Genomic DNA, 13,217 nt, shown 5'->3' on the forward strand with positions numbered 1-13,217 from the left:
TCACCGACTACACCACCCAGGACTACACCACCTTCACCAAGATCAACCTGGCCGGGTTCTTCCACCTCACCCAACTCGCCGTCACCCCGATGCTCCCCCAGCACAGCGGGCACATCGTCACCATCACCGCCAGCATCGTCGACAACCCCGACGCCCGAGTCCCCTCCGTCCTCCCCGCGCTGACCAAAGGCGGCCTCCAAGCCGCCACCAAATCCCTCGCCATCGAATACGCCACCCGCGGCATCCGAGCCAACGCCGTCTCCCCAGGCACCACCCGCACCCCCATGCACGACCCACAGACCCACCAATTCCTCGCCGGCCTGCAACCCATCGGCCGCATGGGCGAGATCACCGACATCGTCGACGCCGTCACCTACCTCGAGAACGCGCCATTCGTCACCGGCGAAATCCTCCACGTCGACGGCGGCATGAGCGCCGGCCACTGACCACGCCCACCCACACCTTCCGGAGAGCACCGCCATGAACCAGAACACCGTGGACAACGAGACGATCCTGCGCGGCGTCCTCGACGGCTGGAAGGCCGCCGTCGACAAGCACCAGCCCGACCAGGTGGCCGCGCGCTTCACCCACGACGCCATCTTCCAAGGCCTGCACCCCTACAGCGTCGGACGTCCCGGCATCGCCGCCTACTACGACTCCCAGCCCCCGGGCCTGACCGCTGAGTACCAGGTCCTGGAAACCAGGCGCCTCTCCGACGACCTCGTCCTCGGATACCTGAACGTCGACTTCTCCTTCACCGACCGCCCGACGGTCAACGTCTACCTCAGCATCCTGCTGAAACAGACCGGAACCGGTTGGGCCATCGCCTTCTACCAGGTCTCCAACCTCGGCCGGCACACCACCGGCGAAGACCCCGGCGGCCAGTAGCGGCGGGGCCCGAGGATCGAAGGATCGGCTGTTCGGGCCCGGTGAAAGGACCCCATCCGGGGTCTACCCTGGCAGCCGGCGTCTGCCTTCACCAGCCAAGATCACAAAGTCCGGCTGGACGACCAGGCGGACCAACCGTGCACGTCAGCATCGCGTACGGAGCATCGCAACGACGACCCACCCGCGACGAACGCGAGCCGCACGGGTAAGGAGCAAGAAATGAACAACAGCAAGCAGTCCGCCGAAGATCCGGCGACCCTCGGGCAGCTCAACCCGAACCGTCACCATGTCTGATATCGCCGAGACGAGCTACGAACAGTTCGTCGAACTCCATCGTGGCCCCGATACGTTCATCATGCCCAACGCATGGGACGGCCCGTCGGCCCTGCTCTTCAAGGAGGCCGGGTTCAACGCCATCGCGACGTCTTCAGCGGCTTTCGCGGCGACACTGGGCCGGCTCGACGGCGTCCACGCCGTCAGCCGTGACGAGCACCTCGACCACGCCGCACTGCTCACGTCCGTCAGCGGACTGCCGATCAACGGCGACTTCGAGGACGGCTACGGCGAGACTCCCGAAGACGTCGCTGCCACGGTCGACGCTGCCATTGCCCGCGGTCTCGCCGGCATCGGAGTCGAGGACACCGCCGGTGACCCCTCCCACCCGATTCGCAGCTTCGACGACGCGGTTCGCCGCATCGAGGCCGCTGCCGCAGCTGCGCGCGGACGGATAGTTCTGACCGGCCGGACGGACAACTTCTTGTGGGCGATTTCCGACATCGATGACACCATGCGCCGCCTCACGGCCTTCGCGGAAGCGGGAGCGGACGTCCTGTACGCGCCGAACTTGCCGGACATGGCCTCGATCAGTGCAGTCATCAAGGCTGTCGCGCCCAAACCGGTCAACGTCCTCGTCAGCCCCCGGGACACGGCCACCCTCGCGGAACTCCGGACGATCGGTGTCCGCCGGATCAGCCTTGGGGTCGACCCGTACACGCACGCCCTCGGCGCTACGAAGGTGGCTGCGGCGAAGCTGGCCGAGGGAGACCTGACGGCGCTCGCATCAACACTCGACTTCGGCCACATCATCGACCTCATCAAGGGCTGACACGGCCACGCAACCGGCCGACCACCGCTGCCACCCGAAGCGCCACTTCGCACACGCGCGCGAGTTCACGGCCGCCACGTGTCCTCGCGTCACACCCGGGACGGGTGGTGTGCTGGCTGGGCCGGCCCGCGGGACGGGTGCATCGACTCCGAAGAACGGCCCCCGACCAGCGGGCTACTGTCCGCGTGGCGACGCTGGGACGGCGGGGACGGGTCCACGGGAACGTGTCCCAAGCGCCGTCGAGCACCTGGCTGAAGGCCCGTTCACGAGGGGCCGGGCTGTGACGGCAGGCCCGTCCCGCTGCTCAGCTCGGGCCCGCGCCCGCGCGCTGCAGGGAGAACTCGGCCACAACGGTGGTGCCCGCGCCAGGCGCGGTCTGCACCCGGAGGCAGCCGCCGAGCGCCTCCACCCGGTCCTTGAGCCCGACCAAACCGGATCCGCCGGCGAAGTCGGCGCCCCCGCGACCGTCGTCGCGGACCCGGACCTGCAGCACGCCGCCACCGTCGACGATCTCGACCTCGACGTTGACGGCCGAGGCCCGCGCGTGCTTGGCCACGTTGGTCAGCGCCTCGGAGACGACGTAGTAGACGGCGATCTCGACCGGCTCGGGCAGGCGCCGGTCGACCTGCACAGCGAGCTCGACCGGGACTGCGGAGCGGCGGGCGAGTCCCTTGAGCGCCGGGCGCAGGCCGCCTGCGGCGAGGACCGACGGGTGGATGCCGCGGGCGAAGTCGCGCAGCTCGTCCAGGGCAGTGGCGGCTTCGGCCTCCAGAGCCTCCAGCTGTTCCCCCAGCTCGCCCGATCCGAGCGGTACGGCTGCTCGGGCCATGCGCGCAAGCATCACGAGCGTTACGAGACGTTGCTGGGCGCCATCGTGCAGGTCTCGCTCGATCCGCCGACGGGCCTGGTCGGCGGCGACGGCTATACGCGCGCGCGAGGCGGTGAGGTCGGAGTAGAGCTGGGCGTTGTCGAGGGAGACGGCGAGCTGCGCGGCGATGAGCCTGACGGCGTCGAGCCGTTCCGTGGCGAACGCGGCGCGCATGAGGCGGTTTTCCAGCAACAGCACCGCGCGCAACGCGCCGCGGCCGAGGATCGGCATGGCCAGCAACGAACAGGCGTCGAGGCCGGCGAGGTACGGGTCGCGGGCGAAGCGGTCATCGCGGGTGGCGTCGTCGACGATCAGGATCTCAGCCGTCCGCTGGACGTAACGCACTGCCGACATCGGCAGGTCGCGTTCCCGCGGGCCGCCCGTGGCGGTATCCGTGGTGTGGTTCGGCGCAGGCAGGAGCCAGTGGTGGCGGTCGTCGTCCCACAACAGCAGGTGCACGCCGGTGGCACCGGTCATCGCACTGAGCATTTCGACGACACGGGTCTGCAAGCGTTCGATGCTGGTCTCCGAGCTGAGCGCCTGCGACGCGGCGAGGATGCCGAGCAGGTCGAGTGTGCCGGTCGTGACCGCCGAGGGCGCCCGGAGATCATCGGTCCGACGGTCGACGGCGGGCTCGCCGGTCGTGCGTGCTCCCAGCCCTGGAATCGGGTACGCCCAGTCCAGTTGGGCGACCTTTGCCGTCGCGCCCCATGCGGCGTAGTACTGCCGCGCGCGAGCGAGCAAGTCAGCGCCGGCCTGCTCCAACCCGTGTGCGAGGTAGAACCGGGCGGCACGTTCGGTGATGAGGGCCCGGTGCCACGGTCGCTGCCGACCGGCGGCCTCGCGCCGGGCGGTGTCGAAGGCGATGGCTCCAGCGCGGAAGTCGCCGACCGCCCAGGCCCGCTCCGCCTCCAAGAACCGCTGCAGGTGCCGGAAGTTGTCCGGCGCGTCCGCGGCGCGGGCGGCCAGCCAGCTCGTCACCTCGTCCAATTCGGACAACAGGCCGCGGCGCTCGTCACCGTGACCGGCGCGGGCCTGCTCCGCGAGGGCCAGCCCGCGCAGCAGGCTGGCCACGGCCGTGGGGTAGAGGGCCGGTACGGCCGGGAGCAGCGGCATCGCCGCCACGGTGTGCCGCGCCAGTCCGCCCGGATCGCCGAAGAGCGCGGCGACGAGCGCGTGGCTGAGATGCGCGTGGAACAGCGGCATCGGGTTGTTGGCGTACCTGCTGTCGGGGACCTCCTTACTGGTTGTGACGACGCTTTCGCCGCGCAGTACACCGGCCAGCCATTGGTAGCTGTCGAGCCACTGGCCGGTCTGCTCGTTGCCGGTGCGCCGCACGAAGGCCAGACCTGCCTCCACCTCGGCGACGAGGACGTCCAGTGACGGCGCGCAGTCCAGCAGGTAGTGCACGGTCGGGTGGTAGGTGTAGCCGGCGTTGGCCAGGTCGCCCCCCGCGATCAGCCCTTCGCGGGCCCGCGCCGCGGCTTGGACTCCGTTCTCGATCGGCTCGAACCAGCAGCTCAGCAGGGCGAACCGGCGGCGAGCTTCGGAGGTGCCAGGCTCGTAGCCGCGGGCCTCGCCCAACGCCAGGACCCGGCGTACCGCACGGTATCCAACGGCGTGGTGGCCACGCAGCGCCACCGCGGCGACGGTGGCGGCGCTGGCAGGTCCGATGAGGGTAGGGCCAGGGCCGTGCTCGAGCCAGATCCGCAGTGATTCGAGGCTCAGCCAGGCGACCGTGGCATCGCCGCCGGCGAAGTAGGCCGCCGGCTGGACTGCGTCGATCAGACGGGTGGTGGCCAGCACGGTGGGCTCGGTGAGGTCGGGCCGAGCCAGATCATCGGCAGCGTCGGTGCGGTCCAGCCACCGGTGCAGGCGGTCGAAATGGTGGTCGAGCTCAGCGGCGAGCCGGTCCGCCACCGGCACGGTGATGCCGAGCTCACGCAGCACGTCGATGCCGAGTCCGATCGCGTCCGCAAATCGGTTCCGGTGGGTCAGGCTGCTCACCTGCACCGCCGTCGCGGCCGCGCGGTCCAACGCGGTGGGGCCCAGGCCTTCGATCGTGCGGTATTCCTCGTCCGCATCATCCAGGCGCCCCAGGCCGTAGAGCGCCGCGTGGCGGCCGGCGTGCACCGCGATCAGCGTGGCGGTCTCACCCGGGTCGATCAGCCGCAGTGCGGCGGTCAGCAGCGCGCTCACCAGCGTGTGATCCCCGATCAACGTGGCCTGGTCGGCGGCGCGCCGCATGAGCCCGACCACCCGACGCCGCTCACCGGCATCGTCGATCGCATCGACGACCGGCAGGTACTGCTCGGCGGCGACCGCATACAAGCGGGGCACCCCGGCCAGCCGCCGGGCCGTGGCCAACTGCACGGTGCGTCGCCGCCCCGGTTCGAGCCCGCGCAGGATCGCCTCGCGCAGCCGGTCGTGACGGAACCGCACCGCCTCGTGGGCGCCGGGCTCCATGACGAGAAGGCCTTCGGCGAGGGCAGGCGCGAGCATCGGTTGCACCTCGGCCGCTGGTTCGCCGGTCGCGATCTGCAGCAGGCTCAGCTCGGCGCGCCCGCCCAGACACGCCATCACCTCCACCAGCTGCCAGGACCGCAGCGGTACGGTCTCGATGCGTGCCGCCAGCAGCTCGCCGGCCTTCGACCGGCGCAGATGAGCGCGCACCGCCGCCGTGTCCCAACGCCATCCCGTGGCGGTCGCGGTGAGCACGCCGTCGCGGCGCAGGGCGCTGAGCAGCTCCACGGTCTCGTACGGGTTGCCGGACGTGTTCGGCCGGATCACCTCGACCAAACCGGCCGCCGCGGCCGGGGCCGCGTGCAGCATCTCGGCGACCATGGTGACCAGGCTCGGGACGGACAGGTTGTCCAGTTGCAGGTGCCGCACTCCGGCCTGCTCACTCCACCGGGACCGCGGCGCCGCCAGCGGATGCACCGCGTCCACGTCCTCGTCGCGGTAGGCGCCCACCAGCAGCAGACCCCCGGCCGGTTCCTCGTCGAGCATCATGTCGACGAGGCCGAGCGCGCCGCGCCCGGCCCACTGCAGGTCGTCGAGGAACAGCACCACCGGGCGGTCCCGCGAGGCGACCGCCCGCAGCGCCTGCACACCCATCCGCTGCGCCCGGTCCTGTGCCGTCAGCGGGTCCCCGGGATCGGGCGGCACCGCCAGCAGCGCGGCGAATTCCGGCACCACCGCGGTCAGTAGCCCGGCGTTGGGGCCGAGCGCGGCCACGATCCGTGCGCGGACCTCGGTCAGCTCAGCCTCCGGCTCGGCCAGCAGCAGCCGGCCCAGCGCCCGAAACGCCTGGTGGACCCCGTTGAACTCCAGGTCGCGCCGGTACTGGTCGAACTTGCCGGCCACGAACCAGCCGCCCCGGCCGGCCACCAGCGGCCGCAACTCGTCGACCAGCGCGGTCTTGCCCACCCCGGGTGTCCCGCCGACCAGCACCGCCCGGCACCGGCCCGCCTGCGCGTTCTCGAACGCCGCCTGCAGGGTCCCCACCTCGTCGTCGCGGCCCACCAGCCGCTGCGGCAACAGCCGCAGCGGGACATCGTGCTCGCCGACGGGAACCGAAGCTGCCGCCGGACGCACCTGAACCTCCCGCACGCGCTCCAGGTCGTGGACCACGCCGTCGGCGGTCTGATAGCGGTGGTCCGGTTCCTTCTCGAGCAGATGCAGAATGATCTCCGACAGCAGCTGCGGTACCGCCGGGTTCACCTTCGCCGGCGGCGCCGGCACCCGCGCCAGGTGATCGCGGGTGAGGCGCAGCGGGTCCCCGGTGCCGAACGGCGGCTCCCCCGTCGCCAGCTCGTACAGCGTCGCGCCCAGCGCGTACAGATCAGCCCGATGGTCCACCGACCGGCCGGTGCGCCCGGTCTGCTCCGGCGCCAGATAGGCCAACGTCCCCACGATCAGCGTGTGGTGGGTGAACTCCGGGCGGATCTCGGCGAACGAGGTCGCCAACGCGAAATCGATCAGGCTCGGAACACCGTCGCGGGAGATCACGATGTTGGCCGGGGTGATGTCACGGTGCATCACACTCCGCCGGTGCATCCCCGCCACCGCCTGGGCCAATCCCACCGCCAGCCCGATCAGGACACCAACCGGCAGCGGCTTGGCCAGCCCCGCCAGGCTGGTGCCACCGACATCCGCCAGCACGATCGACCTCGGGTACAGGGGCGCCTCCAGCTCCACCACCCCCGCGACACCGCGCAACCGCTCCAGCATCGCCCGCTCGTGCCGCAGCCGACGCTCGGCGTCCGGCCCCAGCGGCTCCTTCCGGATGACCGTGCGCCCGGTCAGGAACAGCCGGCTCACGCGAGTGCGGTCGCTCTCGTGCAGTACCTCAGCCCGCGGATCTCGACCCGGCAGCACCCCGCCTACCCCATCCCACACCTCCACGAACCGACGGATTTCGCTCACACCCTGCCTACACCCGTTCGAGGACGAAGGCGACTCTTCACAACACCCCGACACGGCACATCGCGCCAGCCGCACCCAGAAGCGCCCGGCCAACCCCCTTCAGCCGCGCCGCTCTACCGCGCCCTCGCCGACAACGAGAGATCCCGAAGTACCCGGCAAAATCCGACGATACGGCTAGGCAGGTTCCTGACCAGAGGATCCGGGGTACTGGTGGATGTTGCCGGTGGTCGCTGCGATGTTCACGGACGAGGAGCCGTTGGGGCTGTGGCGGTTCCCCGAGATCGGCCGGCAGAACCTGTTCCCGTTCTTCACCCTGGCCCCCACGGACGAGGCATTCGTCGATCCCGGCCGTGTCACACGCGCTGACGTGGCTGTGTCAGGCTGACCGGCGCGACGGCACCGCCGGACCGCCCGGCGAAACGACAGTTCGCGATCGGCCTCCGGCCGCGCCTCCTCGCCGGCGCTGGTCTCGCCGTAGCGGCGGCTGGTGCCGGTGCCGATCTCGCGGGTACGCGTGTTGCAGCAGTCCACCAGGGGCGTCCAGCCTCTGACTGGCGATTGTGTCGGTGTGCTCGATCACGTCATAGGCGCAGGCGCCGGGAAACGAAGATCGGCGGCTCCGTCCCTGTCACACCTGACGTGGCTGCGTCGTCTCCCTGATGATCATGCACGTGAGTTGCAACGAAGGATCTGACATGCGAGCCATCACTGTTCGAGACCGCGACGCGGGCGTCGCCAAGTTCACCCCGGTGGAGCTGCCCTACCCGCGCTCTGCCGAAACGACGTCGTCGTGCGGGTCCACGCCGCCCGGCCTCGCCCCAGGAGAGCTGTGTTGGCCGGCAACCTGGACCGGCTGCGCGGACCGCGACCGGACGCCGAGCGTGCCCGGCCACGAGCTCTCGGGTGTCGTCGCCGAGCTGGCGTACGGCACCACCGGTCTGAGCGTCGGACAGCGGGTGTTCGGGATGGCTGACGCGGGAACAGGTGCTCGAGCTCGGCGCCGACACGTTCGTCGATGTGCAGGCCCACGGCTCGAAGACGTCGGTGACGTCGACGTGGTGTTCGCCGTGATCGGCGGCGGCGTCCTCGCCCGCTCAAGCCGATCATCGGCACCGTAGTGCCACTTGCTGAGGCACACCCGGCAAGACGATTGTCCGAATCCCCGAAGACTGAACAGGATCTCCTCATGATCGCAAAGCGCATCACCGCAAGTGCCCTGGCGTTCTCGGTGCTGGCAGGAGCCACGGCCTGCACCTCTGCCGATGAGCCGACCGACGAGCCCTCCGCGGCCACATCGGAAGCCCCGAGCCCGAAGGGCACGGCGGGAGCAAAGCCGCCCGCCGAATCCTTGACCCCCCTGATCCAGCAGGCGCTGCCGGACGTCCAGGGCAAGACGTTCACGTCGGCGATCGTCGACTTCCCACCGGGCGCCGTCGCGGCGCCGCACCGGCACGGTCAGGCGTTCGTCTACGCATACGTGCTCGAAGGCAGCGTGCGCAGCGAACTCGACGACAAGCCCATCAGCACCTTCCACCAGGGCCAGAACTGGGTCGAGCAGCCGGGCACCCACCACGTCCTCACACAGAACACCAGCCAGACGGCCCGCGCCCGGTTGTTGGTCGTGTTCGTGTCCGCCACCGGAGCCCCTCTCAAGGTCGACGACCCTCGCCCCTGAACGCGGCATGTCCGTCGATCACGAGGGTGATCGGCTTGTCAGCCAGGTAGCAGCAATCGTTCTCGGGCGTGGACCCCGACGGAACCGGGCCGAGCTGAAAATCGCGGCCTGCGCCGCTGATCGGGGATGGCAACGTGCCGTCGGCGCCCCGGTGGTGGAATTCGTGATGGTGACGTCCTCGAACCGCACACCCACCACGGCGTTGTTGACGAACTTGCTGCCGGTCACCGTTGTGTCGATCACCCGCACCGGGCGGCTCGTGTGGCTCTGGTGGCCGAAAACGCGGCCGAAGAGCTCGCACTTCTTCATGGTGATACCGCTGAACAGCCCGGGTTCGTTGAAGTAGCGCAGGTGGTGGAACTGCCGACCGTCGTACGTCGACGGGATCGCGGACTGCACGATCTGGGAATCTGCTGCGCTGCTGGCATCAGCTCCGCCAGTTCGTGCTCGACCCGAGCCAGGCTCTGCGTTCTCGTGCCACCAGTCGTCGGGCGTGGACGGTGAACGGCACCGGATTGGTCATAAAGGCGACGAAGCGGCCGTTCGGCTGTTTCACTGCCTGGACCTGTTCGATCGGCAACGGGAGGGACCGGCAGATGCGCTCGTTCTGGAGGAAGTTGGCGGCGGCGGGCTCGGCGGCGGTGCTAACGCTCGGGCTGGGCACCGTCCCGGCCCACGCCGCGGTCTACGTGAGCTGGGAGAACAACGGAACCGGGGACTGCATGGACTATCGGTCCGATTACGGGCCTTACGCAACAGGGTGCAACCGCGGGACGTACCAGCAGTGGATCGCCACGTTGGGAACGGCGCCCACTGCGATGCGGCAGGTGAGCACGAGACTCTGCCTCGTCGCCCGCTCGGGCCAACCGGTGATGCGGGACTGCCTCGCGTCCGACCCGGCAGCCCTGTGGCGGATGGTGGCTGTGGAATCGGGCTACTACCGGTTGCAGAACAACGTCACCGGGACTTGCCTCACCGAACAGCCCGGGAATATCCATTTCGTCACCCTGAGCGATTGCCGCTTGGGCGCCGCGCAGTCCTGGTATCCGTACGTCAACTAGCGAAAGCCGTTCCCGCGATGAATCCGCACCTGCGCGATCAGCACAGGTGCGGATTCATCGCGGCCAACACGGCAGCGAACTCCTCGACAGGCTGGCGGTGATGAACGAGCCAGGCGGCGCCACCTGGGCAGAGGTCGGCCAGGCGCCCTCGAGGTGACTCCGCAGACCGCGCAGGAACGCTCGCTTCGGCGACGACGTCACCCGCTTCCACGACGAACTGCTCCCGAAAACCCCCGCTACACCGGGGAAACCGGCGAAGTCCGATACCGCCTGGACCGCGCCGCGCTCGATCCCGCCACGACCGCGGCCGAGCTCGACGACTGGGTCCGCCGCCAGCAGGCTGCCCGCGGCGAGATGCCCGAACCGGCACCGGTGTCGGGCGGGCTGACCCGTATGGACCCGCAGACCGATCAGCGACCGCTCCGCCCGCCTTTGGACTCAGGCCGAAACCTCCGGTGCCCGCGTGCCGCCGCTGGCAGAGCGACTGGATCTCGTCGAACGCATGGCCTGCTGGGAACAGATCGCCGCCGGCCGGCAGCGCATCAGTCGCCCGTCCGCGACGGCCTCACCATCGCCCGCCGCAACCTCGCCGAGCTGATCAGGCGGATCGCGCTGATCAGCTCGGCGACGAAATTCCGGACGCGGAGGCCGAGGAGGTGCCGGGCGGCATGGGCGCGCATCCGATGCGGAGATCAGGCGGTTGCGTTCGTGGCCGGAGGAGCTGGGCCGGGACGAGGTGATCGGGTTCTTCACGCTGGGCGCGGATGACCGGGTGTGGCTGGAGGACGCGGCATGGGGGTTGGTGGGGCTGGATGCCCTCGCTCCCGCCGCGGGCAGCGGGACCGGCGGCAGGAGCAGGAGGCACATGAGCCTGCCCCGCGCTGCCGTCGGGAAAGGGCGCACACCGGGACGGGGTTGCTTGGCGCCGGTGCGGGGGTCACCTCTCGGCGAGTGGCGCGGCCCAGGGCCGAAAATCGGCGGTCCGGGAGGGCAGTGGGTGGAGCCCGGGGACACCACCGCACCGGCAATCACGTGCAACGCTGCCCGGCCCCGGATATTCCACAGTGGACGTGGCGAGGTGCTCCCACCCACGGCTCCGCCGTCAAGATGGGTTCTAGGCGGCACGCCGTGGCCCGGCAACCGCTTCCGCGCACACCTTGTCGAGCTGGTGCAGGCGGATGTGGCGGAGCGCTTCGCCGAACGTGCAGGCGTTGTACCAGAACCAGCCACACCCGTCGCACTGGCAGTGCCAGCGGTCGCATTGGCCGCAGTACTTGTTGCTGACGTGGTGGTGGTTGCTCATGACGTCGCTTATTCCGGACTGACGGGACCTATTCAGTGTGGCGGGTGGGCACTGTGCGCGTCGTCACGGCGAACCGGAATTTCCCAGGCCTGGGTGCCAGGAGCCTGCTCTACCGGCTGGCCGGAATCAGCCCACGGCGCTACTGGTCTGCTCGGCGAACGGGAGGACCGCCTCGATCCGCGTGCCGTCCGCAGGCGGCCGGTCAGGGGTCTCGGCTGGCGAGTGCCGGCTCGGCGGGTGCAGCAGTAGCCGGCGCCGATGCAGGACTGCGGTCAAACGGCAGCCATGGGGCTGATCAGGAGATTCGGCGGACCGGTGCGGTGGAGGTGTCGAGCGGGTACAGCCCCTGCCCGCAACGCATCCGCGCGGCGGCACACGTCCCACCGTCAATTGCCGCGCGAGGTGCGGCTACCGGGCAAACTCGGCCATCTCCAGCTGCGCTAATCCAAGCAGAGCTATCGCCGGCACTCAGAGCGACCTGGTTGACAGCGGTCCCCACCTGAGACCCTGAACGGGACTGTAGAGTCCAATCCTCAGGTCTAAAGTTTCGCCAGGAGATCACCGCGACCGACAGGAGTAACGAGATGACCGATGCGACCGTTCGCAACCGGCGGGCCGACAGCTCAGCCAACGAGAACCTCGCCAAACTGGCTCGCCACGGCGCTGACAGCTTCGGTTACCAAGCCGAGTTGCGCATCGACCGACAACTCGCCCAGCTCCTGCGCCTCAGGGTTTCCCAGCTCAACAACTGCGTCTATTGCCTGAACCTCCACTACGAAGCAGCACGCGCCGCCGGCATCCCCCGACCGGTCATCGACACCCTGACCGCCTGGTGGGAAACCGACTTCCACGACGACGCGGCCCGCGCCGCCCTCGCCTACACCGAAGCGCTCACACGCGTCGCGGACACGACCATCGCCGACGGCTTCGGTACCCGGCACGACACTCTCGCCCAACACTTTTCGCCCGACGAGATCCTCGAGATCATCGGCATCGTCATCAACATGAACATCTGGACCCGGCTCAAACTGGCCGAAGGAGCTGCTCCCCACCCGACCACGCGAGCGAACTAGCGCTCTCACCGCAGCCGTCAACTCCGTCGTACCGGCGACGCCGGAATGACGCCACCGCGCACAGCTCGCCACCTTCGACACCAGTTGAGCGGACCGCACCCGCTGGGCCCGCGCCTGCACCCCGCAGGACCTGCCTCCGCGATCGTCTTCCTGCACTCGTCCGCCTCGAGCGCGACCACGGGCGCCATCCTCAACGTCGACACTGGGGAATCCCCGCCAGGACAGCGAACTGTGGTAGCGGGCCGCCCGGCCGGGGGCTTGATTCCTCGTGACGAAGGAGCCGTGGGTGGGAGCACCTCCCCCCACGTCCACTGTGGATTATCCGGGGCCAGGCAGCGTTACTAGTCAGTGCCGGGGCGGTGGTGTCCCCGGGCTCCACCCACTGCCCCCCGGACCACCGAATCTTCGGCCCCGGGTCACGCCACTCGCCGAGAGGCGACCCCCGCGCCGGCCTCACGCCACCCCGCCCGCTGCGCCCCCTCCCACGGCAGCGCGGGACGGGCTCATGTGCCTCCTGCTCCTGCCGCCGGTCCCGCTGCCCGCGGCGAGAGCGAGGGCATCCAGCCCCACCGCGAAACTCGCGCTCGCCCCCCACCGGCCCCATCAGCAAGGCGCGGCGCCAGCAAGATCGAATGCCCCCTGCTCCCGGGACCGTGCCAGTCCCCCGCTCCGCACGGGAGCAGGAGTTCGCGTGCTGCGACCTGATCAAGCTGAGAGGTCACGCGTGGGCGTTCCGTCGGCGATAATGTGACAGCGCTGTTCCGACGGTCCCGTGGGTTGCCAGCCCAGGACACGCAAGGCCGTGTCGCCCGAAGC

At 69.7% G+C, this 13,217-nt stretch carries 11 protein-coding genes; 8 read left to right on the forward strand and 3 right to left on the reverse strand.

Annotated elements, in window-relative coordinates; all coding sequences use genetic code 11:
- From ACIA77_RS49255 to ACIA77_RS49265, 3 genes are all read left to right on the forward strand, one after another.
- The coding region (locus tag ACIA77_RS49255) for an SDR family NAD(P)-dependent oxidoreductase (RefSeq protein ID WP_395893143.1) at window positions 1-446 on the forward strand (446 nt) is incomplete at its 5' end.
- Window positions 447-480: 34 nt separating this feature from the next.
- On the forward strand, window positions 481-888 hold the full coding sequence (locus ACIA77_RS49260; RefSeq protein ID WP_395893144.1) for a hypothetical protein: 408 nt from the start codon (window positions 481-483) through the stop codon (window positions 886-888).
- A gap of 286 nt (window positions 889-1,174) precedes the next feature.
- Window positions 1,175-1,993 (forward strand): isocitrate lyase/phosphoenolpyruvate mutase family protein, encoded by an 819-nt coding sequence (locus ACIA77_RS49265; RefSeq protein ID WP_395893145.1) that lies wholly within the window; start codon window positions 1,175-1,177, stop codon window positions 1,991-1,993.
- A gap of 304 nt (window positions 1,994-2,297) precedes the next feature.
- Here ACIA77_RS49265 and ACIA77_RS49270 read toward each other — a convergent pair whose 3' ends face one another.
- On the reverse strand, window positions 2,298-7,184 hold the full coding sequence (locus tag ACIA77_RS49270) for an AAA family ATPase (RefSeq protein WP_395893146.1): 4,887 nt from the start codon (window positions 7,182-7,184) through the stop codon (window positions 2,298-2,300).
- Window positions 7,185-7,503: 319 nt separating this feature from the next.
- Between ACIA77_RS49270 and ACIA77_RS49275 the strand changes: the two genes are divergently transcribed.
- From ACIA77_RS49275 to ACIA77_RS49285, 3 genes are all read left to right on the forward strand, one after another.
- Window positions 7,504-7,674 (forward strand): hypothetical protein, encoded by a 171-nt coding sequence (locus tag ACIA77_RS49275; RefSeq protein ID WP_395893147.1) that lies wholly within the window; start codon window positions 7,504-7,506, stop codon window positions 7,672-7,674.
- Window positions 7,675-7,984: 310 nt separating this feature from the next.
- Entirely contained in the window at window positions 7,985-8,407 is a 423-nt protein-coding gene (locus ACIA77_RS49280; protein ID WP_395893148.1) for an alcohol dehydrogenase catalytic domain-containing protein, read from the forward strand.
- A gap of 68 nt (window positions 8,408-8,475) precedes the next feature.
- A complete protein-coding gene (locus ACIA77_RS49285) occupies window positions 8,476-8,964 on the forward strand; it encodes a cupin domain-containing protein (protein ID WP_395893149.1) in 489 nt (162 codons plus the stop codon).
- Between the two features lie 18 nt (window positions 8,965-8,982).
- Here the strand turns inward: ACIA77_RS49285 and ACIA77_RS49290 are convergent, their stop codons facing one another.
- A complete protein-coding gene (locus tag ACIA77_RS49290) occupies window positions 8,983-9,363 on the reverse strand; it encodes a hypothetical protein (RefSeq protein ID WP_395893150.1) in 381 nt (126 codons plus the stop codon).
- A 101-nt stretch (window positions 9,364-9,464) separates the two neighbouring features.
- Between ACIA77_RS49290 and ACIA77_RS49295 the strand changes: the two genes are divergently transcribed.
- Window positions 9,465-10,025 carry an RICIN domain-containing protein gene (locus ACIA77_RS49295; protein WP_395893151.1) on the forward strand — a complete coding sequence of 187 codons (561 nt, stop codon included), beginning with the start codon at window positions 9,465-9,467 and terminating at the stop codon, window positions 10,023-10,025.
- Window positions 10,026-11,139: 1,114 nt separating this feature from the next.
- On the opposite strand, the gene ACIA77_RS49300 is transcribed toward ACIA77_RS49295, so the two are convergent.
- Complete coding sequence (locus ACIA77_RS49300) at window positions 11,140-11,328, reverse strand: hypothetical protein (protein WP_395893152.1); 189 nt, start codon at window positions 11,326-11,328, stop codon at window positions 11,140-11,142.
- A gap of 584 nt (window positions 11,329-11,912) precedes the next feature.
- Here ACIA77_RS49300 and ACIA77_RS49305 point away from each other — a divergent pair.
- Entirely contained in the window at window positions 11,913-12,401 is a 489-nt protein-coding gene (locus tag ACIA77_RS49305) for a carboxymuconolactone decarboxylase family protein (protein WP_395893153.1), read from the forward strand.
- The last annotated feature ends 816 nt before the right edge of the window (window positions 12,402-13,217 follow it).

Origin of the sequence: Amycolatopsis sp. NPDC051903, from assembly GCF_044452505.1 — a bacterium.
Lineage (GTDB): Bacteria > Actinomycetota > Actinomycetes > Mycobacteriales > Pseudonocardiaceae > Amycolatopsis.

Bases quoted from the DNA above. Each gene is read 5' to 3' on its own strand.
- ACIA77_RS49275 (WP_395893147.1), top strand. From the start codon at position 7,504: ATGTTGCCGGTGGTCGCTGCGATGTTCACGGACGAGGAGCCGTTGGGG.
- ACIA77_RS49285 (WP_395893149.1), top strand. From the start codon at position 8,476: ATGATCGCAAAGCGCATCACCGCAAGTGCCCTGGCGTTCTCGGTGCTG.
- ACIA77_RS49305 (WP_395893153.1), top strand. From the start codon at position 11,913: ATGACCGATGCGACCGTTCGCAACCGGCGGGCCGACAGCTCAGCCAAC.
- ACIA77_RS49300 (WP_395893152.1), bottom strand. From the start codon at position 11,328: ATGAGCAACCACCACCACGTCAGCAACAAGTACTGCGGCCAATGCGAC.
- ACIA77_RS49265 (WP_395893145.1), top strand. From the start codon at position 1,175: ATGTCTGATATCGCCGAGACGAGCTACGAACAGTTCGTCGAACTCCAT.
- ACIA77_RS49260 (WP_395893144.1), top strand. From the start codon at position 481: ATGAACCAGAACACCGTGGACAACGAGACGATCCTGCGCGGCGTCCTC.
- ACIA77_RS49280 (WP_395893148.1), top strand. From the start codon at position 7,985: ATGCGAGCCATCACTGTTCGAGACCGCGACGCGGGCGTCGCCAAGTTC.